This is a genomic window from Phocaeicola sp. HCN-6420 (assembly GCF_037890145.1).
Classification (GTDB): domain Bacteria; phylum Bacteroidota; class Bacteroidia; order Bacteroidales; family Bacteroidaceae; genus Phocaeicola.
Window position 1 is genome coordinate 176,772 of sequence record NZ_JBBKBJ010000001.1, and the last position, 26,388, is coordinate 203,159.

18 protein-coding genes and 1 pseudogene are annotated in these 26,388 nt (G+C 41.0%); 13 read left to right on the forward strand and 6 right to left on the reverse strand.

Annotated elements, in window-relative coordinates:
* Nucleotide 1: 1 nt before the first annotated feature.
* The 3 genes from WKT12_RS00770 (at nucleotide 2) to WKT12_RS00780 (ending at nucleotide 3,045) form a co-directional block, all read left to right on the forward strand.
* Nucleotides 2-820: an MBL fold metallo-hydrolase gene (locus WKT12_RS00770; RefSeq protein ID WP_021971853.1), complete on the forward strand. Its 819-nt coding sequence runs from the start codon at nucleotides 2-4 to the stop codon at nucleotides 818-820.
* A gap of 333 nt (nucleotides 821-1,153) precedes the next feature.
* Entirely contained in the window at nucleotides 1,154-2,248 is a 1,095-nt protein-coding gene (locus tag WKT12_RS00775; protein WP_340318501.1) for a Nif3-like dinuclear metal center hexameric protein, read from the forward strand.
* A 5-nt stretch (nucleotides 2,249-2,253) separates the two neighbouring features.
* Complete coding sequence (locus WKT12_RS00780; protein WP_021971851.1) at nucleotides 2,254-3,045, forward strand: zinc ribbon domain-containing protein; 792 nt, start codon at nucleotides 2,254-2,256, stop codon at nucleotides 3,043-3,045.
* A 249-nt stretch (nucleotides 3,046-3,294) separates the two neighbouring features.
* On the opposite strand, the gene WKT12_RS00785 is transcribed toward WKT12_RS00780, so the two are convergent.
* Nucleotides 3,295-3,744, reverse strand: a complete 450-nt coding sequence (locus WKT12_RS00785) for a type I restriction enzyme HsdR N-terminal domain-containing protein (RefSeq protein WP_021971850.1) — start codon at nucleotides 3,742-3,744, stop codon at nucleotides 3,295-3,297.
* A 57-nt stretch (nucleotides 3,745-3,801) separates the two neighbouring features.
* Between WKT12_RS00785 and WKT12_RS00790 the strand changes: the two genes are divergently transcribed.
* The 5 genes from WKT12_RS00790 to WKT12_RS00810 all read left to right on the forward strand — a co-directional run bounded on the left by WKT12_RS00790 (nucleotide 3,802) and on the right by WKT12_RS00810 (nucleotide 8,813).
* Nucleotides 3,802-4,578 carry an AMP nucleosidase gene (locus WKT12_RS00790; protein ID WP_021971849.1) on the forward strand — a complete coding sequence of 259 codons (777 nt, stop codon included), beginning with the start codon at nucleotides 3,802-3,804 and terminating at the stop codon, nucleotides 4,576-4,578.
* A 10-nt stretch (nucleotides 4,579-4,588) separates the two neighbouring features.
* On the forward strand, nucleotides 4,589-5,605 hold the full coding sequence (gene holA, locus WKT12_RS00795) for a DNA polymerase III subunit delta (protein ID WP_021971848.1): 1,017 nt from the start codon (nucleotides 4,589-4,591) through the stop codon (nucleotides 5,603-5,605).
* An 844-nt stretch (nucleotides 5,606-6,449) separates the two neighbouring features.
* Entirely contained in the window at nucleotides 6,450-6,902 is a 453-nt protein-coding gene (locus WKT12_RS00800; RefSeq protein ID WP_340318502.1) for a helix-turn-helix domain-containing protein, read from the forward strand.
* 235 nt (nucleotides 6,903-7,137) lie between these two features.
* Nucleotides 7,138-7,914 (forward strand): dihydroorotate dehydrogenase electron transfer subunit, encoded by a 777-nt coding sequence (locus WKT12_RS00805; protein ID WP_340318503.1) that lies wholly within the window; start codon nucleotides 7,138-7,140, stop codon nucleotides 7,912-7,914.
* On the forward strand, nucleotides 7,902-8,813 hold the full coding sequence (locus WKT12_RS00810; protein WP_021971845.1) for a dihydroorotate dehydrogenase: 912 nt from the start codon (nucleotides 7,902-7,904) through the stop codon (nucleotides 8,811-8,813). Before WKT12_RS00805 ends, WKT12_RS00810 begins: the two co-directional genes overlap by 13 nt.
* Before the next feature lie 511 nt (nucleotides 8,814-9,324).
* Here the strand turns inward: WKT12_RS00810 and WKT12_RS00815 are convergent.
* On the reverse strand, nucleotides 9,325-9,498 hold the full coding sequence (locus WKT12_RS00815) for a hypothetical protein (RefSeq protein ID WP_340318504.1): 174 nt from the start codon (nucleotides 9,496-9,498) through the stop codon (nucleotides 9,325-9,327).
* Between the two features lie 720 nt (nucleotides 9,499-10,218).
* On the opposite strand from WKT12_RS00815, the gene WKT12_RS00820 reads away from it, so the two are divergent.
* Nucleotides 10,219-11,820 carry a hypothetical protein gene (locus WKT12_RS00820; protein ID WP_340318505.1) on the forward strand — a complete coding sequence of 534 codons (1,602 nt, stop codon included), beginning with the start codon at nucleotides 10,219-10,221 and terminating at the stop codon, nucleotides 11,818-11,820.
* Nucleotides 11,821-11,966: 146 nt separating this feature from the next.
* Nucleotides 11,967-14,276, forward strand: a complete 2,310-nt coding sequence (locus tag WKT12_RS00825) for a TonB-dependent receptor domain-containing protein (protein WP_340318506.1) — start codon at nucleotides 11,967-11,969, stop codon at nucleotides 14,274-14,276.
* An 8-nt stretch (nucleotides 14,277-14,284) separates the two neighbouring features.
* On the opposite strand, the pseudogene WKT12_RS00830 reads toward WKT12_RS00825, so the two are convergent.
* Nucleotides 14,285-14,695 (reverse strand): annotated as a pseudogene (locus tag WKT12_RS00830) (lysozyme); the annotation flags it as partial.
* A gap of 883 nt (nucleotides 14,696-15,578) precedes the next feature.
* Entirely contained in the window at nucleotides 15,579-16,259 is a 681-nt protein-coding gene (trmD, locus tag WKT12_RS00835) for a tRNA (guanosine(37)-N1)-methyltransferase TrmD (RefSeq protein WP_021971837.1), read from the reverse strand.
* 102 nt (nucleotides 16,260-16,361) lie between these two features.
* On the opposite strand from trmD, the gene ligA reads away from it, so the two are divergent.
* On the forward strand, nucleotides 16,362-18,365 hold the full coding sequence (ligA, locus tag WKT12_RS00840) for an NAD-dependent DNA ligase LigA (protein ID WP_340318507.1): 2,004 nt from the start codon (nucleotides 16,362-16,364) through the stop codon (nucleotides 18,363-18,365).
* 103 nt (nucleotides 18,366-18,468) lie between these two features.
* Nucleotides 18,469-19,362 carry a 4-hydroxy-tetrahydrodipicolinate synthase gene (gene dapA, locus WKT12_RS00845; protein ID WP_340318508.1) on the forward strand — a complete coding sequence of 298 codons (894 nt, stop codon included), beginning with the start codon at nucleotides 18,469-18,471 and terminating at the stop codon, nucleotides 19,360-19,362.
* 250 nt (nucleotides 19,363-19,612) lie between these two features.
* Here the strand turns inward: dapA and WKT12_RS00850 are convergent, their stop codons facing one another.
* Nucleotides 19,613-20,830, reverse strand: a complete 1,218-nt coding sequence (locus WKT12_RS00850; protein WP_340318509.1) for a tetratricopeptide repeat protein — start codon at nucleotides 20,828-20,830, stop codon at nucleotides 19,613-19,615.
* Nucleotides 20,831-20,870: 40 nt separating this feature from the next.
* Nucleotides 20,871-23,408 (reverse strand): DNA gyrase subunit A, encoded by a 2,538-nt coding sequence (gyrA, locus tag WKT12_RS00855; protein WP_340318510.1) that lies wholly within the window; start codon nucleotides 23,406-23,408, stop codon nucleotides 20,871-20,873.
* Between the two features lie 357 nt (nucleotides 23,409-23,765).
* Here gyrA and WKT12_RS00860 point away from each other — a divergent pair, with 357 nt between their 5' ends.
* Complete coding sequence (locus WKT12_RS00860) at nucleotides 23,766-26,306, forward strand: ATP-dependent Clp protease ATP-binding subunit (protein ID WP_340318511.1); 2,541 nt, start codon at nucleotides 23,766-23,768, stop codon at nucleotides 26,304-26,306.
* Nucleotides 26,307-26,388 lie beyond the last annotated feature (82 nt).

Here is a 26,388-nt window from a genome sequence, read left to right on the forward strand (position 1 = left end):
TATGAAACCAAACGAAACTACAGAACTTGTCATGCTGGGAACCGGCAATGCGGCGGTTACCCGATGCTATAATACCTGCTTCGCCCTGAGATGTCAGGATAAGACACTGCTGGTAGATGCCGGAGGAGGAAATGGTATACTGGTACAACTCGAGAAGGCAGGCATACCGTTGACCGATATTCATGCCATGTTCCTTACCCATGCACACACCGATCATATACTGGGAGCGATATGGGTAGTGCGTGTCATTGCGCAACTCATGCAGGCCGGAAAGTACGAAGGTACCTTTCATGTATATGGACACGACAAGGCGATACAGGTACTCGACTGGATCTGTCGCATGACGCTGCCTGCCAAAATTGTGGCACGACTGGGAAAGGGTATCGAACTGCACACCGTAACCGACGGCATGTGCTTCGAAGCCGGAGGATTCAGCTTGCAGTGTTTCGACATAGCCTCAACAAAAGAAAAACAATATGGGTTTCGCACGACACTGCCCGACGGAAAAAAGCTGGTTTGTCTGGGCGACGAGCCGTACAATGAACTGAACCACGACTATGTGGCAGGAGCCGACTGGCTGCTGTGCGAGGCTTTCTGTCTGTACGACGACCGTGAACGCTTCAAGCCTTACGAAAAGCATCACAGCACTGCCCTCGATGCCGGACGACTTGCTTCATCACTCGATGTAAAGAATCTGCTGCTGTATCACACCGAAGACAAGACACTCGCTACACGTAAAGAGCGCTATACTGCCGAAGCCCGACAGGAGTTTTCGGGAAATGTGTACGTCCCCGATGATCTGGAAAAGATCATGCTTTAACTTCGTGTCCTTCGTTTCCAGATACAGAAGAATAATCATTCATTAAAAGTCCTGTGACTTTTCTTGCCCTTGCCGGAAAACCTCATCGTTTCCCGGCAAGTTCGTCTAAAAACGTCGGCATCTTTTTTTATTTTTTGTACAAAAAACAAAAAAGTTTGTACAAAAACATCAGGCGATATCCCGACACCTTTTTATCTGTATGCCCGCCTTACGATGAGATTCTGCTCCGGAACGAAAATCCTTTTCCTGCACCTTAAAAACAATAAAAAGTAAAGCATTGTAGTGTATGTATCACAGAAAATTCGTATCTTTGCATGAAAATTTTCGCGAAACATGAAAATTAAGGAAGTAGTAGATGCCCTTGAGATGTTCGCGCCTCTGCCTTTGCAGGACGGATTCGACAATGCCGGACTGCAAATCGGATTGACAGACGCGGAAGCTGCAGGGGCTTTGTTGTGTCTGGACGTAACCGAAGCGGTGGTAGACGAAGCCATTTCGCTGGGGTACAACCTGATTGTATCACATCATCCCTTGATTTTTAAGGGATATAAGTCGATAACCGGAAAGGATTATGTGGAACGCTGCATCATGAAGGCTATCAAGCACGATATCGTAATCTTCTCGATGCATACCAATCTGGACAATGCTCCTCAGGGAGTGAACTATAAAATAGCCGAAAAGATAGGCTTGAAGAACTTGCAGATACTGGAACCTAAGGACAATGCTCTGCTGAAACTGGTGACGTTCGTCCCTGTAAAGCAGGCAGAAGAAGTCCGTCGAGCACTGTTCAAAGCAGGGTGCGGGTGTATAGGCAACTACGATTCTTGCAGCTATAATCTGGAAGGAAAGGGGACTTTCCGTGCAGGCGAGGGTACACATCCGTTCTGCGGCAAGCAGGGAGAACTGCACGAAGAAGCAGAAATGCGCATCGAAACCATTCTTCCGGCCTTCCGGAAAGGAGCTGTGGTGCGTGCATTGCTGGCTGCCCACCCGTACGAAGAACCGGCATACGACTTGTATCCGCTACAGAATGCCTGGACACAAGCAGGTTCGGGCGTAGTGGGAGAACTCCCCACACCGGAAGCTGAAACCGATTTTCTGCTACGTATCAAGCAGACGTTCGAGGTGGGCTGTGTGAAGCATTCGCATACCAGCGGACGGATGATACGGAAGGTGGCACTTTGCGGAGGAGCAGGCGCTTTTCTGCTGCCCAAGGCTGTAGCAAGCGGCGCTGATGTGTTTATCACCGGTGAAGTGAAATACCACGACTATTTCAGCTACGAAAACGACATTCTCGTGGCGGAGATAGGACATTATGAAAGCGAACAATATACAAAAGAAATATTTTATTCAATCATACGGGAAATGTTTCCGTCACTTAACGTCAGCATGACGAGTGTCAACACAAATCCCATCAAATATTTATAATAACTATGGCTAAAGAAGCAAAAAAAGATCCCAGCGAACTGAGCGTTGAAGAAAAGCTGAAAGCACTGTATCAGTTGCAGACAATGCTGTCTGAAATCGACAAGATCAAGACCTTGAGAGGAGAGTTGCCTCTTGAAGTACAGGACCTTGAAGACGAAGTGACAGGTTTGAGCACACGCATCGAAAAAATCAAGACCGAAATCGAGGAACTGAAGTCAAACATTGCCAGCAAGAAGATTGAAATCGAAACCGCCAAGGCTTCTGTAGAAAAGTATAAAGCTCAGCAGGACAACGTACGCAACAACCGTGAATACGATGTATTGACGAAGGAAATCGAATTCCAGAGCCTGGAAATTGAATTGTGCGAAAAGCGTATCAAAGAATACACTGCTTCAATCAAGGCTAAGGAAGAAGAAATCGAAAAGAGCAATACAGCTCTGGAAGAGAGAAAGAAAGATCTGGAAGTTAAGAAAAACGAATTGGAAGAAATCATTTCTGAAACTAAGCAGGAAGAAGAAAAGCTGAGAGAAAAAGCCAAAAATCTGGAAACAACTATCGAACCGCGTTTGCTTCAGGCATTCAAACGTATCCGTAAGAACTCTCGCAACGGATTGGGTATTACTTACGTTCAGCGTGATGCTTGTGGTGGTTGCTTCAATAAGATTCCGCCTCAGAAACAGTTGGATATCCGTATGCGCAAGAAAATCATCGTATGCGAATACTGTGGTCGTATCATGATCGACCCGGAACTGGCTGGTGTAGTTCCTGAAAGACATCTGGAAACAAAAGTCAAATAATATCGGTCTGCCGACTGATTGAGAATATTCAATCCGACTCTCTTCTGCCATCATGCAGAAAGGAGTCGGATTTTTTTATTCCTTTTCAGAATGGATATCCTGCCGTTTTTTCTTTATTCTATGGTAATTTTTACGCACATTTATCAGTCGGATTATCAAAAGAAAACTACATGAATATCAATATATAACAGATTTGTATATTTTAAACGATATGGTAATATTCATACACTATAAAACATTTGGAAAATATTACAGAGAAGCGTAATCCGGAATCTCAGGCAGAAACACGTACGAATTGGTAGCATAATCTATCCGACAGCAATAATGATTAATGCCGTTCGTTACAATCAGATACTCTACCCGAAGCACCATGTTATAACGTGTTATCTGGTCGAAGACAGCCTGAGTAATAACTACATCGGGAGCCTTGTATTCCACAATCATCCGTGCGGTCAAATCACGGTTATACAGCACGGTATCACAACGTTTTTTAGTACCGTTCAGGTTAATCTGTATCTCGTTTGCCAGTAAGCCCGACGGATAGCCCTTATGTACCAGCAGATAATTGGTAAAGTGCTGCCGGACCCATTCTTCAGGTGTCAAGGCTACGTATTTCTTACGCAGCACGTCGAAAATATACTTTTTCCCTTCTTTATTAGAGATTTTAAACGAGTAAGGTGGTAAGTTTAATGCCAACATTTCGTAAATTTGCAATAATAGACAATATTGTTTTTCATACAAAAATAGTGAAATATCATGAAAACTAAAGCGGAAATCGTGGCAAACTGGTTGCCGCGATACACAAAAAGAAAACTAGAAGACTTCGGAGAATATATTCTGTTGACAAACTTCAATAAGTATGTAGAGATATTTGCAGATCGTTTTAACGTGCCTATTCTGGGACGCGATGCTAACATGATTTCGGCACATGCAGAAGGTATGACCATCATCAACTTTGGAATGGGAAGTCCGAATGCGGCTATCATCATGGATTTGCTGAGTGCCATTCATCCCAAAGCATGTCTTTTTCTGGGCAAGTGTGGGGGAATAGACAAGAAAAATCAGATAGGCGACTTAATCCTTCCGATTGCGGCCATACGCGGGGAAGGAACGTCGAACGATTATTATCCGCCCGAGGTTCCTGCTTTGCCTGCGTTTATGCTTCAACGTGCTGTTTCGTCTGCTATCCGTGACCATTCACGCGACTATTGGACAGGTACGGTTTATACGACCAACCGCCGTATCTGGGAGCATGACGAGAATTTCAAACAGTATCTTCTGAAGACGCGTGCCATGGCGGTGGATATGGAAACGGCAACCTTGTTTACAACCGGGTTTGCAAACCATATTCCGACTGGTGCCTTGCTGCTGGTTTCCGACCAGCCAATGATACCGGAAGGCGTTAAAACAGAAAAGAGTGATTCACTCGTTACACAGCAATTCGTAGACGAACATGTGGAAATCGGTATCGATGCCCTGCGTATGATTATCGATGAAAAGAAGACTGTGAAACATCTGAAATTTGACTGGTAATTTTACTATCATGGCAAAAGAAGTAACATACGAAGAGATAGTCAGAAACGTCAAGAATAAGGTCTATTCTCCCATCTATTTTCTGATGGGAGAAGAAGACTATTATATCGATCGCATCTCCGATTACATTATGGACAGCGTGCTGACCGATACTGAAAAGGAGTTTAACCAAACGGTTCTGTATGGTGCAGACACAGATATCGCCACCGTCATCAACGGCGCAAAGCGTTATCCGATGATGTCGAAATATCAGGTGCTGGTAGTAAAGGAAGCTCAAAACTTAAAGAATCTGGATGAGCTGGTCTACTACCTGCAAAAGCCTATGCCGTCTACTATTTTGGTCATTTGTTACAAACATGGAGCGCTTGACCGAAGAAAAAAACTTACAGCTGAAATTGAAAAGGCAGGGGTTCTGTTCGAATCAAAAAAGCTGAAAGATGCACAACTCCCCGGATTCATCTCCTCGTATCTGAAGCGCAAGCAAGTAGAAATAGAACCGAAAGCTGCGGAGATGATGGCCGAATTTGTAGGTACTGACTTGAACCGGATGGCGGGTGAATTGGAAAAATTAATTATCACTCTACCATCGGGACAAAAACGTATTACACCGGAACAAATAGAACGGAATATCGGAATCAGTAAAGACTATAACAACTTCGAATTGCGAAACGCGCTAATCGCCAAAGATATTCTGAAGGCAAATCAAATAGTAAATTATTTTGAAGAAAATCCGAAAAGCAATCCGCTCCAAGTCACCTTGGCCGTTCTCTTCAATTTCTACGCAAACCTGATGCTGGCGTACTATGCACCCGAAAAAACGGAGCAAGGAATCGCCGCACAACTGGGTCTGCGTTCTGCCTGGCAAGCCAAAGACTACATGCTTGCCATGAGAAAATATACGGGCGTGAAAGTGATGCAAATCATCGGAGCAATCCGCATGTGTGATGCCAAGTCGAAAGGAATAGGAAATGCATCGATACCGGACGGCGAACTGCTGAGGGAACTTATCTTTATGATTCTCCATTGACGTTGATCGCTGCTTGTGGGAAAGCCTCGGTTCTGTACGTTTGACAACCAAACATACAGAACCGAGGTTTTTTTTATGCCTTTGCGAGATTTTAAAATTTGGGAGCAAACGACTCATCGGTCATGATTTTTAAAATCTGAGAGCTTTGAGGTATTTGGATTGTTTGGGGGAGAAAAACAAATTTATAGTATATCAAAGGAGCAGTGTAACGATAGCATCAAAATACATAAATACCTTCTGGCAAAATGTGCGAGTGATTCTTAAATATTCCCTTTACGAATGTATAATGCACACTGGTCATTAAGCAATCTTCAACAGATGATAAAAGCTCTTTGTTTACAATTGTTGGAGCGTATTTGTGCACAAATGTATTGAATACATTTGTAAAGCAGTCCAAAGAAGTACATAAATATAAAAACGAGGCAGCTAACTACTTGAATAGGAGAGGGGATGGCCATTTGTTTTGTATACAATTCTATATGTAAATAAGGTTTTATTCGGTTAATAATTATAGGATAAAATAGTCTTATAACCAGTGCTTTTCTATCATTATAATAAGAAAAGCTTTAACAAATTTACATTTGTTTCCTCAAAAAGGGCATATTCGCGTATAACAAATGTATTTTACACCAATAAATACGTCTATATCAGATAGATATAATAATATGTTAAAGTAGAAACTTCATAATATCTTCTATAATTTACATAAGTAAAGATTCGGAATGTTATTTGCGGTTTACATTTATAAAGTCCAATTGTCTTAAACTTTTATACATGTAAATTTGCAAAAGAAAACATTAAATATTACCTTTGTAAACAGATAAATAACCTATTCCATTTGTTAATGAAGGACCGTATTATACAAATAATGCAGAAAGAAGGCTTGAGTAATGCCGAATTTGCCGAAAAGATTGGAATCTCAACCTCTTCGTTATCTCATATATTCAATGGTAGAAACAAACCGAGTCTTGATGTAGTGATGCGTATCCATAAAGCCTGTCCTTATGTCAACATCGAATGGTTGCTCTATGGAGAAGGCGAAATGGAAAGCGGAGAAAACTCAAATACCCCAACAGCGCAGCTTACACAAGACCATGAGAATCCAGAAAAATCGACCGGAAGTCCGATTCTTTTTGATTTTCGCAAGGAAAATGCACCAGAAACGCCTGTATATACACCTAAAGAAACTGTACGTGAGGAAATTAGATACATAGAAAAGCCTCACCCGAAAATTACTGAAATAAGAATTTTCTTCGACAATGGTACGTATCAGGTGTTTAAACCTGAAAAAATGTAATATGGGAAATTACTTTGCAGCATAAGGCTGAAATGAAAAGGAAGATGTTAGGTATCAAGAAGACATCTTTCACACAAAAGTTTTTGATTTCAGTATGAGTTAAGCAAACGTCTGGATGTCTTTTCTAACATCCGGACGTTTTTTCATTTCTATCAGGGAGTTTCCCACAGACAAAGGGAAAGATACTGAGTAAATTCGTTATCTTTGCATCACGAAACGAATTTACTATAGTTTTATGAAGAAATACATATTAGATTTGACAGTAACAAAGAACATTCGTTTGCATACAAACTATGTTCTGATCAAGCTGACTCAGTCAACCCCGTTGCCGGAAATGCTTCCGGGGCAGTTCGCCGAAATCCGTATAGACGGCTCAAATACGACATTCTTACGGCGTCCTATTTCCATTAATTATGTAGACAGAAAGACCAATGAGGTATGGTTTCTTGTACAGTTGGTAGGTGACGGTACACGCAAGCTGGCAACTGTAAAAGAAGGTGACACAGTAAATGTGGTACTGCCTTTGGGTAATGGCTTTACCTTGCCGGAAACTCCCGACAAGAAAGTTCTTCTGGTAGGTGGTGGCGTAGGTACTGCCCCAATGCTATATTTGGGTGAAGCATTGTTGAAGATGGGATGCAAGCCGACTTTCCTGCTGGGTGCACGCTCCAAAAACGATCTGCTGCAACTGGAACAATTCGAGCAGTTTGGTGATGTATACACCACTACCGAAGACGGAAGTATGGGAGAAAAAGGCTATGTAACTATGCACAGCGTATTGAAAGACCATAAGTTCAACATGATTTACACTTGTGGTCCCAAACCGATGATGGTAGCAGTTGCCAAATATGCTAAAGCAAACGGCATCGAGTGCGAAGTATCGCTGGAAAATACGATGGCATGTGGTGTCGGAGCTTGCTTATGTTGCGTAGAAAAGACCGACGAAGGTCATGTGTGTGTTTGTAAAGAAGGTCCTGTATTTAATATAAAGAAACTATTATGGCAGATTTAAGTGTAAACATCGGTAAATTAGAAATGTCGAATCCGGTGATGACTGCATCGGGTACATTTGGATATGGACTGGAATTTCAGGACTTTGTAGACCTGGAAAAGATTGGCGGTATCATTGTAAAGGGTACCACTCTCCATCATCGTGAAGGTAATCCATATCCACGTATGGCAGAAACTCCTATGGGTATGCTGAATGCCGTAGGATTGCAGAACAAAGGTGTACATTACTTTGTAGACCACATCTATCCGCAGATTAAAGACATCCGTACAAATATGATTGTAAACGTTTCGGGTTCACAAGTGGAAGACTATGCCGAAACGGCAAGCATCATCAACGAACTGGAAAATATTCCGGCTATTGAACTGAACATTTCCTGTCCAAACGTGAAACAAGGCGGTATGGCCTTTGGCGTTTCGGCACATGGAGCTGCTGAAGTAGTAAGTGCCGTACGTAAAGTATACCATAAGACACTGATCGTAAAACTCTCGCCGAACGTAACCGACATCACCGAAATTGCACGGGCTGCAGAAGGTGCAGGAGCCGACAGTGTATCGCTCATCAATACCTTGTTGGGAATGGCTATCGATGCTGAAAAGCGCAAGCCTATCCTGTCGACCGTAACCGGCGGTATGAGCGGTGCAGCCGTAAAACCGATTGCCTTGAGAATGGTTTGGCAGGTAGCCAAAGCCGTAAAGATTCCGGTAATAGGACTGGGTGGTATCATGAACTGGAAGGATGCCGTTGAGTTCCTGTTGGCAGGTGCTACTGCCATCCAGATAGGAACCGCCAACTTCATTGACCCGGCTATCACAGTGAAGGTCGCTGATGGTATCAACGACTATCTGGATCGTCATGGCTATTCATCTGTACGCGACATTATAGGAGCGCTAGAAGTTTAAAATATTTTGACAGAGAGATTCTGTAGGATTCTATAGCTAATAAAGAAGAGGTGCATATATCAGAAAGGATGATCTAAGTACCTCTTCTTTATTATACAGAGATATGAATTATTACTCCATTCTCTTTTCCGTATAAATTGTAAAATATTTTCCTCGCTAACAAATTTAGTTGTAAATAGTCTGTAGCGATCATTAGCTCAGATCAAGAGGAAACAAACACATGCCTATAGCTCCCCTGACAATTCAGACTTTATCCTATCCGTTCATTGCAGTCATTAAAACTCTATAGTAGAATCCGTGTCTTATAAAGAATCTCTCAGCAATAAAAAATCTTTAACTCATATTTCTAATCTGCAAACGATTCCCAACCAACAATAAAACTTTGGGCTCTCCTGAATACTCCTTTAATCTATCTCTTCAAACAAAAGTATAAGCAACTGAAAACGTAAACCTCTCATATCTGTTCTTTTCACGTCATCCAACCGGTTCCTGTTTCATCATCAGCCTGATACTATGGGATACACTTCTTCGTCCATATCTCATCCCATATCGAATCTACGCCATACAATTCATAATGATGCAAACGTTCCCAGTTCATCGTATAGAGTCCTCTTCGACAAGAGCCATATAGATGCGTTTCGTTCGTATACAAGCTATTGAAGTAATCCTTTATAAGGCATTTCATTTGTCAGCAATTTTATACATAAATTTCTATATCTGTTGCAGGAAAAATAAACATTGTTTTATCCCCTCTGAAAGCTGCTCAATCATCTCATAGCCCAACGATATATTAGAATTTTAGAAGAAGATTTCTAAGCTGAGTATACCCCTAAATAAATCGCATTTCTCTATTTGTAATCAGGCAAGTTTTGGATAAAAAAAAGCCGGACTGTTCCGAACCGCTATATTTCTCATGCTTTCAAACAACTCATTATTTCATTTGCAAAGAGAACATTTCTTTCTGAAAAGGCCGAATAAAAAGGCCATAATCTCACCACACAAACATACCTCAAAAGAGAAGTCATACCGCGGCTGAGTTCCCATAACCACAGGCAAAGGTAATTCGTGTTCTTCTCGTACAAGCAAGGCCAGCCCTTCGGGTTCATGGAAAAAATCATCCTCGCCCCAGAGGGCTTGCAGTATTTTTTCCCGAAGCCTTGCATGTTCGGAACACGACCTTTTTAAGCCTGTAGTTATGGGAACTCCGGCCCCTGTAAGCCGGACTAACAAAAAATCAAATGTCATGTTACAGAAAGCGAAGAAGAAGTACACGGTGGAAACACTCAAGCCATTGAATGTACTTACGATCACGAACACTGGCTGACACTGCAGGACGTGGATCTTTCTTTTTTCCTTAACGGTTTTCTTAAAAGAAATATATACTTTTGTATCAAAAGGGACAAGTATGAGAAATATACTATATATCATTATATTAGCAGTGGCGTTATGTGCATGTAACACTTCCGCACAAAAAGAGAGGATTTTGGATACGGCAGAATCAATGGTCGTTGAGCATCCCGATTCTGCCCAAACAATACTGGAAACATTATATCCATATTCAAAATTGACCCAGCAACAAAGAGCACGATGCGGAATATTGCTTGCTACTGTAAAACTTCAACAAAGCAAAGCCTTTGCCTCTGATAGCCTTTTGGACAACAGTGTATCCTATTTCAAGCAAAATAGTGACAGTATAGAGCTATTCAAAGCCTATCAACTCAAAGCCTATCAGTCTATGTGGCGTGGACAACAGGATTCAATGTTCTATTATTTTCAGCAATCAATCAATATGATAGGTGAGGGAAATAAAACCCAGTTATATTCTTTAAATATGAAACTGGCAGATATTTATTGTGAACCGTCTGCTGAAAAAGATTACAATAAAGCAATAGTATATGCAAGGAAAGCATTAACTTATGCGGAAACAGAACAACAAAAGGCCTATACTCTGCACCAAATTGGGGCCTGCTATGGCTTTATCAATGAAAATGACTCCGCATTGGTTTATATCGCCCGTGCCATTGATTTTTTACAACAAAATAAAGGAGAATCTAATTATACAACCTATGTGCTGAACTATGCAAATACACCAGGCGTAAATTACGAAAAAGCCAAAAGCTATTTAACGGAATTACCTGAAAACAGTTTGGGAAGGTTTATTACTTTAGGTTTTCTCAATCTAAACAACAGGCATACAGGCATTGCAAAATATTTTTGCGACAAAGCTGATTCGTTATATAGTAGTGCTCCCGATAAGTATTCAATCAATACATACAACAGTCTTAGAATACTCAATGCATGTGTAAAATACACCTTGGGTGAAGAAGTTTCTGCAAGTGAAGGAATTTCAAGGAACGATTCAATTTCACAAGTCATTTCAAGAAAAGAAGCTCTGAATAGTGAGATTTCAAGCAACAACTTACTATTACAGAAACACATTCATGAATCTCAATTAAAAACCCAAAGAAAGATTGTCATCATATTGTCAATCGTATTCTTTGGTATAATATTGTTCTTCCTATACGACAGAAATAACAAGAAACGATATATAAAAATAAGAAAAGAACTGGACCAGATTCGTGTCAATCAGATAGAATTACAATCTATTGATTCTGAGAATGGCCAAAATTCTGAATTGACTAAGATTTGGAAGAAAAGAGCTGATATTTGCAGAGACAATTTCATTCGGAATGGATGGATGAAGAAACTTCAAATATTGGAAGGGAATGACAAGCATGCCAATGGTTCTTTTCTTCCGCCTGCAGAAAGGGACAAACTCAGGAAACAGTTATTCGAAGAATTCACAGACATGATAATCGATATAAAAGCGACAGGCAATGGAGTCAATCTGGATGATCTGACACTATGTCTCTTTTGTCTTCTGAAAATAAATAATACAACGATTTCCAAGTGCATGGGAGCTTCGGAAAATGCTATCAGAACCCGAAAAAGCAGACTTAAAGAAAAGCTTGACCCTCAGATGTATCAATTTATATTCGGTAGATAATAAACTGATATACATTATGATATACAAACATTGAAACAAATGTGAAACACTGAAATGCACATTGCAACAAATCTGCAATGCATAGTTCTAAAGCCCCTATAACTAAAATCATACTTTTGCATTGAGTCATAAAAATGCAAGCAAGTATGAAAAGAAATCTTTTATTTATTTTTGTTTTAATGATTGTGCCATTTACAGTCAAGGCGCAAATCAAAGGTGTGGTATGTGACGAGAATCAAAACCCCGTAGAGTTTGCAAATGTTATTTTGATGGGTGCTGATTCCGTATATATCGCAGGAACAGTAACAGACGCAAGTGGTAAATTTGATTTTTTTACCGATTATGCAAAAGCAAAGTTTCTACAAATTTCCGCTCTCGGATACAAGACAATTATAAAAACACTGGATGAGAAAAACGATATTGGAACACTCGTACTTGTTTCAGACAATATCCTGCTGGACGAAGTTACGGTAACGGCACAACGACCTTCTCAACATTTGACAAAAGGTGGCATAATCACAACTGTAAATGGGTCTGTTTTGAGCCTGCTCGGGAATGCAATGGATGTGATTGGACAACTTCCTGGCGTTATGCGTGAAGATGACAAATTTACTGTTTTTGGCAAAGGGACACCAATAATATATGTGAATGGGAGAAAACTGACGGACAACAGCGAATTATATAGAATATCATCAAAAGATATTGCAAGTGTGGAAGTAATCAGTAATCCCGGTGCAAAATATGGTGCAGAAGTAAGATCGGTGTTATTAGTTCGCACAATCAAGAAACAAGGAGACGGATTAAGCGGCTCAATACAAGCTGTCGTCCGGGCTGCTCACTCTTGGTCTAATTCGGACAACCTTTCACTCAATTTTAGGAAGAATAATCTTGACATATTCGGGGCCTTTGCTTTTGACCATTCAAGACGATATCAGCAGCAGAAAAATGTTACCATGATAAATAATACTGGGCATAATCTGTATGATCTGAATTCTGACATTATCATATTGCCTGTCAGCACAACTTATAATGCCAATTTAGGTCTCAACTGGCAAATTAACCCTAAGAATGTATTGGGAGTAAAATATGAATTTCGAGGTACACCTTACAATCATTCAGACTGGACCACAAATGAAACAATCGAATTAAATGGTATCCTTGATGATAAAATAGATTACTATACATACTGGAAAAGAAAGAATATGCCGACAAATATATTGAATATGTATTATATAGGCGAATATGGAGATTGGACGCTTACTGTAAATAACGACTATTATTCAAGTCGCAATAAAGCTGAACAGGAAATAGATGAAATCAGTTTATCGGAAGGTGAATCGACAATAAGCAGCCTGAATCACATCAACAGTTCAATGTTTGCCTCCAAGTCCGTCCTGGAATACGACTTTGGTAAAAATACACTTGAGGCCGGTTATGAGTACACCTATACAAACAGAACTGACCGATATGATAACTATAACGATTTTTTGCCGGATGCAGATGACAATATCAAGGAACATAATATTGCGGGGTTCATAAGTGCCACTTTCTCCATAGGAATCTATGAACTTTCAGGGGGATTAAGGTATGAGCATACTATATCCGATTACTATGAGAATGGGCTCTTAATATCAGAGCAAAGCCGAAAATATGATCGTTTGTTTCCCAATATAGACTTTACGTTCCCTATTAAAAAAGCTAAGTTTACTCTATCATATACTGCCAAGACAAAACGGCCGCTGTATAGTCAATTGAGCAGCAATATACAATATGACGACCGCTTTACCTATGAGACAGGAAATCCTCTATTGAAACCGGAAATGAATCACGATGTTTCTATGGCTGGTATTTACAAATGGGTTTTCTTTTCAGCAAGCTATCAATATGTAAAAGATGCTATAGTCGGGATTGTTGAAGCATATAAGGAAGGAGAACCAGTAAATCTGATGACTTATATGAATTATGATCATATCTCAAAATATACAGCGATGGTATCTCTATCCCCTAAAATATCAATCTGGTCACCTCGTCTCCAATTTAATCTGATGGGACAAAACCTTAAAATACCATTTATGGGGACAGAACTGCGAATGAACAATCCATTGTTGTTTATCAATTTCTACAACAGCATATCTGTCGGAAAAGGTTTCACCATTACAGGTGATATGTTATATCATACATCGGGAGATATGGATGTGGTTACACTAAAACCGTCATGGCAAATAAATCTGGGTGTAGCCAAGACAATTGGTAACTGTTTTTTCCAGCTTAGTGCAACAGATATATTCAAAACAGCCCGTAATTCAATGATAACCTATGGAACTCAAATGAAACTTGACAAATGGAACTATAGTGATTCACAGGCTGTTCGGTTTACCATACGTTATGCATTTAACTCTACGATGAGCAAATATAAAGGAAGGGGTGCTGGTCAAAGCGAAAAGAATCGTTTATAAGATTCAGATTAAGAGAATTCAAAGAGTAGCAGATATTCCACCTTCCTCCTTCGTTCGATACTTGGAACTACCTTGCCTTTATAACATCGGAAAGAAACATACTCCTTATAGATATTCCGATCTCCGGCCTCCAGCTTCTTGACAAGAGTATTCTTGGGTATTTTCTTGCTGCCTAAAAGCCTGTATGGACCGACATTATAGGCAAGCGTGACCAGCAGCAGAGAGTCTTTTCCGAACTGCCGGAACATGGCGCAGAACTTACGTAAGTCCTTCCTGAGAAGTTCATCTGCTTGTTGTCTTGTCATGGTATGGGCAGAATATCTTTCCCCCAGTTGCAGGCAATGACCCCAACCTACATAGGGGTAATGCCGGGAAGAATGCTAGCCCTCGAACCACTTGATATAATTTCTGTCGAATAAGTATGCCGAGCTGCATGAAAAACCCAATTACGCTCTATACGGCAAATTTCGGCGATACGCTTCAAATAGCGATTCAACGAACTGTAATAGTTTACATTATTCTCCCTTAATCCATCCGAAATCGGGTGAGTTTTACTATATTTGCTTATACATACATTAAATCAAAATAATATGGAAAACTTCAAGCTTAAAAACAGATTCATATATGGAAGTCACATTATCTTGTTATGGTTTCTCTGTGGATTGCTATTCTATTGTTTCCTGAATCTGGTCACCCAAGTTCCCCAGGAAGATTCGAATTTTCTGTCCCATTATTCATCTTACATCCTCATTGGAATCGTTACAACCTGGATATATGGCCGTATCTATTATTCTTTAAGGAATGGCATCTTGCAAATACGTACTCCATATCTTGTATTGAAAACCCTGATTCTACAAGACATCATAAAAGCTGGTTATTATGCATCCGCAAAACTCCACTTTCTTCATGGATGGTATAACGTATGCTTAACAGATCAGAAAGGAAAGAAATACTACTTATACGTTAAGAACGAGAAAAGATTCATCGAATTACTAAAGGAAAAGAATCCAACCCTATCGGTTACGATGTAGCCGAACAAACTACTCGGCAAATGCTATGCTATTAAAAATGACGACTTGACGAAGATTTAATTCGGGATATTCAGTAAATATATAAAATGGCATATGAAGTGATTATGGTCTATCATCTTCATATGCCATTCTCGCTTTTAGGAGATTTGCCAAAGCGCTTATTTATCGTTAATTTTCATTTACAATATAATAGGAAAGAGAAATAAACCTTTTCGTTTTCTACGATATCATTTTTATATGCCGCCTTATTTCTACCTTAGGATAAGAATCCTTATTTATCTTCCAGTAAATCCGGCCTCAAACGCTGTGTACGCTCCAATGACTGTTGAAACTCCCATTCGCGGATCTTAGCTTCGTGTCCCGACAAAAGAATGTCTGGAACCTTCCATCCGTTGTAATCTGCCGGACGGGTATATACAGGAGGAGCCAGTAAATTATCTTGAAATGAATCCGAGAGAGCTGACTGTTCGTCGGAGATGACTCCAGGAATAATTCGCACAATAGCATCCGAAATGACAGCCGCAGCCAGTTCTCCTCCGGTCAGCACATAATCGCCAATACTGATTTCCTTCGTAATGAAATGTTCACGAATGCGGTAATCTATTCCTTTAAAGTGTCCGCAAAGAATAATCAAGTTTTCGCTCATGGAAAGTGTATTTGCCATTTTTTGGTTGAATTGCTCACCGTCGGGAGTTGTAAAAATGACTTCATCGTAATGACGTTCTGCTTTCAGAGCCGAGATGCAACGGTCTATTGGTTCAATTTTCATTACCATCCCGGCACATCCCCCAAAAGGATAATCGTCCACTTTCCGGTAACGGTCGTAAGCATAGTCGCGCAAGTTATGTATATGGATTTCTGCAATGCCTTTTTTCTGTGCACGGCTCATGATAGAACAATTGAAAAAGCCTTCTATCATTTCTGGCAAAACGGTTATAATATCTATTCTCATAAGTCTTGTTATTTTTTGCAAAAGTACAAAGTTTCCGCCGTACGTACATAGCCCGCTGGGACATTTTTGCTAATTTTGCAGGAAACATCATTTACTTACAACATGACCGACATTGAAAGAATAGACCAGTTACGTGAAGAACTGCATCTTCATAATTATAATTACTACGTACTAAATGCTCCTGTAATCTCCGATCAGGAATTCGATAAGCTGATGCGTGAGCTACAAGATCTGGAAGCTCTGCATCCCGAACATTACGATCCCAACTCGCCGAGTGTCCGTGTGGGAAGTGACCTGAACAAGAACTTCACGCAGGTGGAGCATAAGTATCCGATGCTTTCGCTGGGCAATACCTATTCGCAGGCAGAAGTTACCGAATTTTATGAACGTGTAAGCAAATCGCTGAATGAAGAATTCGAACTTTGTTGCGAAATGAAATACGACGGCACTTCTATTTCGCTAACATATGAAGACGGAAAGCTGATACGTGCCGTAACTCGAGGCGACGGAGTACGTGGAGATGATGTAACCGACAACGTAAAAACGATCCGTTCCATTCCTTTGGTCTTGCATGGCGAAGGATATCCAAAAAGCTTTGAAATACGAGGGGAGATTTTGATGCCGTGGAATGTTTTTGAGGAATTAAACCGAGAACGAGAACTGCGTGAGGAGCCTTTATTCGCCAATCCGCGTAATGCAGCTTCGGGCACGCTGAAATCACAGAACTCGGCCGTTGTAGCCAGTCGAAAGCTCGATGCATACCTGTATTATCTGTTGGGAGATAATCTTCCACACGACGGGCATTATGAAAATCTGCAGGAGGCAGCTAAGTGGGGTTTTAAGATCTCTCATGTTTCGCGTAAGGCACGTACCTTGCAAGAGGTATTCGACTTTATTAATTATTGGGATGTAGAGCGTAAAAACCTTCCGGTTGCAACCGACGGTATCGTATTGAAGGTAAACTCGCTCCGTCAGCAACGAAATTTGGGCTATACGGCAAAATCTCCACGTTGGGCAATCGCCTATAAGTTTCAAGCAGAACGTGCACTTACCAAACTCGAAAAAGTTACTTATCAGGTAGGACGAACCGGTGCGATTACTCCTGTGGCCAATTTGGATCCGGTTCAGCTTTCGGGTACTGTAGTTCGCCGTGCCTCGCTTCATAATGCCGACATCATCGCTTCGCTCGACCTTCATATCGGAGACATGGTGTATGTGGAAAAAGGAGGGGAGATTATCCCTAAAATAACAGGAGTGGAACTGTCTGCTCGTCCGGCAGGAAGTGAAAAAGTCAAGTTTATCACACATTGCCCAGAATGTGGCAGTCCTTTGGTTCGTTACGAAGATGAAGCGGCTTATTACTGCACAAATGAAACGGCATGTCCGCCACAAATAAAAGGCAAGATCGAACATTTTATCAGCCGTCGGGCTATGAATATTGAAGGGCTGGGACCGGAAACTGTCGACCAGTTTTATCAGGAGGGTTTGATTCATGACGTAGCCGATTTGTATACGTTACAGGCTGCAGATATTTGTCGCTTAGATCGTATGGGAGAAAAATCGGCAGAGAATATCATTCAGGGGATTACTCGTTCTAAGGATGTTCCTTACGAACGTGTACTTTTTGCCCTTGGTATACGATTTGTTGGTGAAACTGTAGCCAAAAAGGTAGCCAAAGCTTTCCGCTCAATAGATGCTTTAGCCTCGGCAAATCTTGATGATTTGATTCATGTAGATGAAATCGGTGAAAAAATAGCTGGAAGTATTATCCAATATTTTGCAAACGAAAAGAATCGTACACTGGTAGAGCGTCTCCGCCAGTCGGGACTTAAATTGGAAGCTGACGAAAAAGACTTATCAGGACACTCAGACAAACTGAAAGGGATGTCCATCGTAATAAGCGGAGTATTTGCTCACCATTCACGTGATGAATACAAAACGTTAATAGAAAAGCATGGAGGAAAAAATGTAGGTAGCATATCGAAGAAAACATCTTTCATTCTTGCAGGCGACAATATGGGGCCAAGTAAACTGGAAAAAGCACAGCAGCTTAACATTCCTATCAAGAACGAAAACGAGTTTTTGGCAATGATAGGGGAAGAATAAATTGACATTTCCTTATTTTATAAGCAAAAAAGTGATAAAATCGAAGTATAAATAGAAAATATTCGTACTTTTGTATATTTGAAATAGCATTTATATTTTACTTATGATACAAAGAAGGTTGAAAGGAATGGGAGTCGCACTGATTACTCCCTTCAATGAAGACGGAAGTGTGGACTATGATTCCCTGATAAAGTTAGTTGAATATCAGGTACAAAACGGTACAGACTTTTTATGCGTACTGGGTACTACTGCAGAAACTCCAACACTGACAAATGAAGAAAAACAGAAAATAAAACGAGTCGTTATAGAGCGTGTAAACGGACGTATTCCTATTTTGCTGGGGATCAGTAGTAATTGTACACAAACCGTAGTTGACACCTTAAAAAATGATGATTTTACAGGAGTAGATGCTGTATTAGTAGCTGTACCATATTATAACAAACCTTCACAAGAAGGTATTTATCAGCATTATAAGGCTATAGCTGAAGCAACAAAACTTCCAGTAGTATTGTATAATGTTCCAGGACGTACAGGAGTTAATATGACTGCGGAAACAACACTTCGCCTTGCTCGTGATTTTGGTAACATTGTAGCAATCAAGGAAGCTTCTGGCAATATAACTCAGATGGATGATATCATCAAAAATAAACCTGCTAATTTCGATGTAATATCAGGGGATGACGGGATCACTTTTCCATTGATTACATTAGGAGCTGTAGGTGTCATTTCTGTAATTGGAAACGCGTTTCCACGTGAATTCAGCCGTATGACTCGTCTGGCTCTTGCTGGAGATTATGCTAGTGCCTTATCGATTCATCACCAGTTTACAGAACTATTCAAGTTATTATTCGTAGATGGAAATCCAGCTGGTGTAAAGGCTATGTTAAGTATGATGGGTATGATAAAGAACCGATTGCGTTTACCATTGGTTCCAACGCGTATCACAACTTTCGAAGAAATGCGGCGCATTTTAAATGAATTAAAAGTGAAATGCTGATAAAATATCTGTTTATTAAATAGATAAAGAAACTCGGTTACCATAAGCCGGGTTTCTTTATTTTTACGCCTCTCTATTTTTTATAATCACGATTATGTTTAATTGTATAATAAGAAATACGCCCCTACGACCGACAACAAAGAATCTTTTATTGTTTTATCTTTATACAAGAATTCCAAAGTCTAAAAATAAAAAGGCTGTTTCAATTTCTTGAAACAGCCTTTCATATGAAGAACTAGATGATCCTTAATTACATAGTTAATTCTTTTTCCAAAGCATCATATTCAGCCTTATTGAGCTTCCAGTAAATATTCAGCAAATACTGTCCCCACAACTGTCTGTTATCCGGCTTAAGTTCTTTAGCCTTTTCATAGTTCGGTTTTGCTTTTTCATAAAGCTCTTTGATTTTTGCTTCATTCTCAGCATACTTCGGATCATCCATAGAAATTTTACTATTTTCTTCTACGATAAGCTGTGCCGGGAAGAAATAGCAGTCACCAATCTTAGAATAAGCTTCAGCTACGAAATCCGAGTTCTTTGCAATAATAGAATTGAATGTTGCTATAGCAGCATCATAATCTTTCTTTTCATACTGCAGTACACCTTTTACATACAAGAAGTACGGAGTTTCATTCTTAGCCAAAACCTGATCGATTTCAGTCAAACCATCATCGATTCTGCCCTTCTGAATATAATAATCCATCAAGTTACCGATGAAATATTCCTGAGCTGGGAATCTTTCTGTACCTTCTTTGATAGTAGCCAACCACTGAGTTGAATCAGGATTTTCTCCTTTACCATAAGCTTCAGCCAAGCACATCAAAGCTCTGTAACCTTCTTCCTTGTGAGATTTACCTACAGTTGCATATTTGATAACAGCAGCCTTATCATTCAAAGAATTTGCAGCCAACGCAGCGTAACATGCGATTAACGGAGTCAATGTATCGTTTTTAACGGCAGCTTCATCTTCAAACATCCGATTTTCAGCAGCATCAACATACAAGCCAAAGAATTTCAATGCATTTGCATAATTTCCTGAGTTGTAAGCATCCGAACCACCATTAGTCAAGTTAGGACGAACTGTAGCCAATGTCTTTGACAATTTCTTTCTCAATTTAGGCTTTTTCAATTCTCCACTCTTTACCTTTGCCTGTTCTACCTCATCACACTTTGTATAATACTCGAACATTTTAACCAAGCTGTTATACAATTTCGATGTATCTGCCTGACCACCCGGCAAATAAAGTTTCATGTTTTCCTCATCGTAAATTGCTTTCTGGAAATCACCAGCCAACTTCCATGTTTCAGGATCGTTAGCAGTTGAAGGATCCACCAAAGCCGGTTCAATAATCTGCGCTGCCTTTACAGGATCGCTTTTAGCAGATTTAGCTTCCTTCACAACACTTTCCTGTGCTGATACGGCACATGCTGTAAGGAATAAAGCTGTAGTAAACAATACTTTTTTCATAACTGTTTTTGATTTAGTAATACAAATATATTCAATTTATTTATTCTTGCTTTTCTTCAGCAGAATTTTCTTCATTAAAAGGTTCACCATCCACAGAAACAGAGTCTTCACTATCTACATTTTCCTCTTCTGTCTCAGATGTTACCTTACAAACTGAGCCAATCTGATCGTTACGTTTCTCGAGGTCGATTAGACGAACACCCTGCGTTGCACGTCCCATGATACGAACATCTGCCACATGCAAGCGAATCGTGATACCCGACTTATTGATAATCATCAAATCGTTTTCGTCTGTTACCGATTTGATAGCCACCAGTTTTCCGGTCTTATCTGTGATGCTCAAGGTCTTGACTCCCTTACCGCCACGATTCGTCTTACGATAGTCCTCAATATCCGAACGTTTTCCATAACCGTTTTCCGAAATAACCATAATGGTTTCTTTCTGCGGATCTTTGATGCATATCATTCCGATAACCTCATCAGAACCATCTTCATCGAGAGTGATACCACGAACACCTGTAGCCGTACGTCCCATCTCGCGGACTGCACTTTCGTGGAAACGAATAGCACGACCGTTACGATTAGCAATTACGATTTCATTATTTCCATTCGTCATACGAACTTCGATAACCCGGTCGTCTTCACGAATTGTAATAGCATTTACACCATTCTGACGCGGACGAGAATACTGCTCAAGCAATGTCTTTTTAATCACACCGTTCTTTGTACAGAACAATACATAATGGCTGTTAATAAATTCAGTATCATTCAGATTTTTCACACGCAGATAAGCAGTTACCACATCATCTGCATCGATATTCAGCAAGTTCTGTATAGCACGTCCCTTCGAAGTCTTGTTGCCCTCCGGTATTTCATATACTTTCAGCCAATAACATTTACCCTTCTGAGTAAAGAACATCATGGTATTGTGCATTGTAGCCGGATAGATATGTTCGATGAAATCTTCATCGCGCGTTTCACTACCCTTCGATCCTACTCCCCCACGATGCTGTGCACGGAACTCAGACAACGGAGTACGCTTGATGTATCCCAGATGCGAAATAGTAATTACCATTTCATCGTCAGCATAGAAATCTTCCGGATTGAACTCTTCGGAAGCATATACGATTTCAGAACGACGCTTGTCACCGTATTTCTCCTTCACTTCGATAAGCTCATCCTTGATAACCTTCTTACAGAGCTCCTCGTTGGTCAGGATTTCTTCGAAATAAGCAATCTGCTTCATCAGTTCCTCGTACTCTGCATGCAACTGATCCTGCAAGAGTCCTGTAAGCTGACGAAGACGCATTTCCACAATAGCGCGCGACTGAATTTCAGACAACTGGAAGCGGTCCATCAAATTTGCTATCGCTTCATTCGGAGTCTTTGCCGCACGAATAATACGGATGACTTCATCAATATTATCGGAAGCGATTATTAAGCCTTCCAAAATATGAGCACGTTCCTTTGCCTTACGCAAATCATACTGTGTACGGCGAATAACCACCTCGTGGCGATGTTCAACAAACAGACGAATCAAATCTTTCAGATTCAACAACTTCGGTCGTCCATGTACCAAAGCAATATTATTCACCCCGAAAGAGGTCTGCAAGGCCGTCATCTTGAACAATTTATTCAATACAACACTTGCATTGGCATCACGTTTTATATCGATTACGATACGCATACCCTCACGGTCTGACTCATCGTTTACATACGAAATTCCCTCTATTTTCTTTTCGTTTACCAGAGCTGCGATATTTTCGATCAGCTCCTTCTTATTTACGTTATAAGGAATTTCATTTACGATAATCTTATCATGCGTAGGATGTGATTCTATTTCAGTCTTAGCACGCATAACCACACGTCCACGTCCGGTTTCATAAGCATCACGTACCCCGCTGATACCATAAATATATCCTCCAGTCGGGAAATCGGGAGCCTTGATGTAGTGCATCAGACCATCTATATCAATATCATTATTATCAATGTAAGCGACACATGCATCTATTACTTCCGACAAGTTATGCGTTGGCATATTTGTAGCCATACCGACCGCAATACCCGAAGCACCGTTTACCAGGAGATTAGGAATACGAGTAGGCATTACAGTTGGTTCCTGCAGCGTGTCATCGAAGTTATTCGTAAAGTCAACAGTTTCCTTATAAAGATCCTGCATCATATCTTCACCAATCTTCTTCAGACGTGCTTCAGTATAACGCATGGCAGCCGGGCTATCACCATCAACAGAACCAAAGTTTCCCTGTCCGTCGACCAGCGGATAGCGCATTGCCCAATCCTGTGCCATACGAACCAGTGCTCCATACACGGAAGAGTCACCGTGTGGATGATATTTACCTAAAACTTCACCAACGATTCTTGCTGCTTTTTTATATGGCTTGTCCGAAGTATTTCCCAGTTCCATCATTCCGTATAAGATACGGCGATGTACGGGTTTGAAGCCATCTCTTACATCCGGAAGGGCGCGAGCAACGATTACTGACATAGAGTAGTCGATGTACGACTTTTTCATTTCCTCCTCGATGTTGATTTTTATTATTCTGTCTTGTTCTTGCATTGAAACAAAATTAGTTATTATTTAGATCTCTCTGGCTTATTAAAAACCACGCTAAAGTACGACATTTTATTGAAATGGCAAAAAAAAAGCTGAAGTTTTAGCCATACAGCCCTCTCTGCCGCTATTCTACCGCGAAACCTTCCTATGGCAAAATTTGTTATATATAAATAACGACACCGCAAAACAACGTCAAAGAAGAGACAGAAAGGCAAAGTTCACTTGAAGAATGCTACTTCTGCGCGAAAAACCTTATCCATTTGGCATGATTTTTGTTAAATAGAAAGAAAGAACTTAATCATATTATTTATATAATGTATCTTTGCAAAAAGAAAGTGTTTTAGGAAGAGACTCAAATTTATGAACAACCCATTTTCACAAAGAATATCCGATGTAATACAGTTCGGCAAAGAAGAGGCCAACCGATTACGCAATAACTATATCGGTCCCGAACATTTGCTGTTAGGCATTATTCGCGAAGGCGAAGGTAAAGCTGTCCAGATTTTGGAAAGCTTGTATGTGGATTTGAAACAAGTAAAAAAGGAAATAGAAGATGAACTCAGATTGGCGGCCGAAGCTTCCGACAATTATTCAGAAGAAATTACATTCAATGAAAAAGCTTCAAAAATATTAAAAATGAGTATACTGGAGTCGAGAATGCTGAAAAGCCCGACTACAGATACAGAACATATGTTATTGGCCATTATGAGAGAAAACCAAAATAGAGCTTCGCAAGTATTGGAAGAAAACGAAGTTACCTACCAAAAAGTAATGGATAAACTCGTCCCGAAGGCGGAACCGCAAGGCGGACTGGACTTTGGCGAAGAGGAGGAAGATGAGGATGAAGGCATCCGCCGCCAGCCTACAGGCAATGGCGACAGTTCTTCTTTCTCACAAGAATCCAGATCGGCAACCCGCACCCAGCAACAAAAGCCCAACAATGACACACCTGTTCTCGACTCGTTCGGTACAGATATGACGAAAGCCGCTATGGAAGGGAAGCTGGACCCGATTGTAGGACGTGAAAAAGAAATAGAACGACTGGCACAGATTCTGAGCCGACGCAAGAAGAACAATCCAATTCTGATTGGAGAACCGGGTGTAGGTAAATCGGCTATCGTAGAGGGACTTGCCTTGCGTATCATCGAGAAAAAAGTATCACGCATTTTGTTCGACAAACGCGTGGTGGCACTCGACATGACAGCTGTAGTAGCCGGCACCAAATATCGCGGACAGTTTGAAGAGCGTATACGCGCCATCCTTAACGAACTGAAGAAGAACCCGAATATTATCCTCTTTATTGATGAAATACACAATATTGTAGGAGCCGGTTCTGCCGCAGGTTCCATGGATGCAGCCAATATGCTGAAGCCTGCCCTGGCTCGTGGAGAAATACAATGTATCGGAGCAACGACTCTCGATGAATACCGTCAGAACATTGAGAAAGACGGTGCTTTGGAACGACGTTTCCAGAAAGTCATCGTCGAACCGACCACTCCGGAAGAAACACTCCAGATTCTACAGAACATCAAGGATAAGTATGAGGAACATCACAATGTTACTTATACCGACGAAGCACTGCAGGCATGTGTCAAATTGACAGACCGGTACATTACCGACCGTAATTTCCCCGATAAAGCCATCGATGCGATGGATGAAGCCGGCTCACGCGTACATTTAAAGAATATCACTGTCCCGAAAGAGATTGAAGAACAGGAACGGATGATAGACGAAGCCCGTGCGCATAAGAACGACGCCGTACGCTTGCAGGACTTCGAACTGGCAGCCAGTTTCCGCGACCGTGAGAAATCGCTGATGAGTGAGCTGGAAGAAATGAAACAGCGCTGGGAAGAGAGCCTGAAGGAAAACCGCGAAACCGTCGACAAGGATCAGATTGCCGATGTTGTTTCCATGATTTCGGGTATCCCCGTACAACGAATGGCACAGGCTGAAGGAATCCGACTGAGAGGTATGAAAGAGCAGTTGCTCTCGAAGGTCATCGCACAGGACAAGGCTGTCGATACTTTGGTAAAAGCTATTCAGCGAAGCCGTGTGGGACTGAAAGATCCGAATAAGCCAATTGGTACTTTCTTGTTCCTTGGCCCTACCGGTGTGGGAAAGACTCATCTGGCGAAAGAACTTGCCAAGCAGATGTTTGGCTCGGCCGATGCGCTGATTCGTATTGATATGAGTGAATACATGGAAAAATTCACTGTGTCACGACTCGTAGGAGCTCCTCCGGGATACGTTGGCTACGAAGAAGGTGGTCAGCTGACCGAGAAAGTTCGCCGGAAACCCTACTCTATCGTCTTGCTGGATGAAATAGAAAAAGCACATTCCGACGTGTTCAATCTGTTGCTTCAGGTGATGGACGAAGGACGCTTGACTGACAGTTATGGCAGAACCGTAGACTTCAAGAATACAGTCATCATCATGACTTCAAACATCGGAACCCGTCAGTTGAAAGAGTTTGGCAAGGGAATAGGTTTCGCTGCCCAGACTCGTACCGACGATAAAGAATATTCGCGAAGTGTGATAACAAAGGCATTGAACAAATCGTTCGCACCCGAATTCATCAACCGTCTGGACGAAATCATTACATTCGACCAGCTTGACATCGAGGCTTTGACCAAGATTATCGAAATAGAGCTGAAAGGACTGTACGAACGCATTGAATCTCTGGGATATAAACTGGAAATCGACGATGAAGCCAAACGTTATGTCGCATCAAAAGGCTACGATGTTCAGTTTGGAGCACGCCCGTTGAAACGTTCCATCCAGAACAATCTGGAAGACGGTCTGGCAGAACTTATCCTCAATGAAGACCCACAAAATGGAGATACCATCCACGTCGGCATGAATCCGGAAGGAAACGGACTGAAGATGGAAATAATAAAATAGACGGACAACAAGAGCGTATTGCAATCCGAATACAGACAAAATGTCAGGCGTAAATCGTCTGGCATTTTTTTTGTCTTAGCCC

What these genes read in the sequence shown, in the direction of transcription:
- WKT12_RS00770 (WP_021971853.1), top strand. Translation starts at nt 2, where the DNA reads ATGAAACCAAACGAAACTACAGAACTTGTCATGCTGGGAACCGGCAAT.
- WKT12_RS00775 (WP_340318501.1), top strand. Translation starts at nt 1,154, where the DNA reads ATGAAAATTAAGGAAGTAGTAGATGCCCTTGAGATGTTCGCGCCTCTG.
- WKT12_RS00780 (WP_021971851.1), top strand. Translation starts at nt 2,254, where the DNA reads ATGGCTAAAGAAGCAAAAAAAGATCCCAGCGAACTGAGCGTTGAAGAA.
- WKT12_RS00785 (WP_021971850.1), bottom strand. Translation starts at nt 3,744, where the DNA reads ATGTTGGCATTAAACTTACCACCTTACTCGTTTAAAATCTCTAATAAA.
- WKT12_RS00790 (WP_021971849.1), top strand. Translation starts at nt 3,802, where the DNA reads ATGAAAACTAAAGCGGAAATCGTGGCAAACTGGTTGCCGCGATACACA.
- holA (WP_021971848.1), top strand. Translation starts at nt 4,589, where the DNA reads ATGGCAAAAGAAGTAACATACGAAGAGATAGTCAGAAACGTCAAGAAT.
- WKT12_RS00800 (WP_340318502.1), top strand. Translation starts at nt 6,450, where the DNA reads ATGAAGGACCGTATTATACAAATAATGCAGAAAGAAGGCTTGAGTAAT.
- WKT12_RS00805 (WP_340318503.1), top strand. Translation starts at nt 7,138, where the DNA reads ATGAAGAAATACATATTAGATTTGACAGTAACAAAGAACATTCGTTTG.
- WKT12_RS00810 (WP_021971845.1), top strand. Translation starts at nt 7,902, where the DNA reads ATGGCAGATTTAAGTGTAAACATCGGTAAATTAGAAATGTCGAATCCG.
- WKT12_RS00815 (WP_340318504.1), bottom strand. Translation starts at nt 9,498, where the DNA reads ATGAAATGCCTTATAAAGGATTACTTCAATAGCTTGTATACGAACGAA.
- WKT12_RS00820 (WP_340318505.1), top strand. Translation starts at nt 10,219, where the DNA reads ATGAGAAATATACTATATATCATTATATTAGCAGTGGCGTTATGTGCA.
- WKT12_RS00825 (WP_340318506.1), top strand. Translation starts at nt 11,967, where the DNA reads ATGAAAAGAAATCTTTTATTTATTTTTGTTTTAATGATTGTGCCATTT.
- trmD (WP_021971837.1), bottom strand. Translation starts at nt 16,259, where the DNA reads ATGAGAATAGATATTATAACCGTTTTGCCAGAAATGATAGAAGGCTTT.
- ligA (WP_340318507.1), top strand. Translation starts at nt 16,362, where the DNA reads ATGACCGACATTGAAAGAATAGACCAGTTACGTGAAGAACTGCATCTT.
- dapA (WP_340318508.1), top strand. Translation starts at nt 18,469, where the DNA reads ATGATACAAAGAAGGTTGAAAGGAATGGGAGTCGCACTGATTACTCCC.
- WKT12_RS00850 (WP_340318509.1), bottom strand. Translation starts at nt 20,830, where the DNA reads ATGAAAAAAGTATTGTTTACTACAGCTTTATTCCTTACAGCATGTGCC.
- gyrA (WP_340318510.1), bottom strand. Translation starts at nt 23,408, where the DNA reads ATGCAAGAACAAGACAGAATAATAAAAATCAACATCGAGGAGGAAATG.
- WKT12_RS00860 (WP_340318511.1), top strand. Translation starts at nt 23,766, where the DNA reads ATGAACAACCCATTTTCACAAAGAATATCCGATGTAATACAGTTCGGC.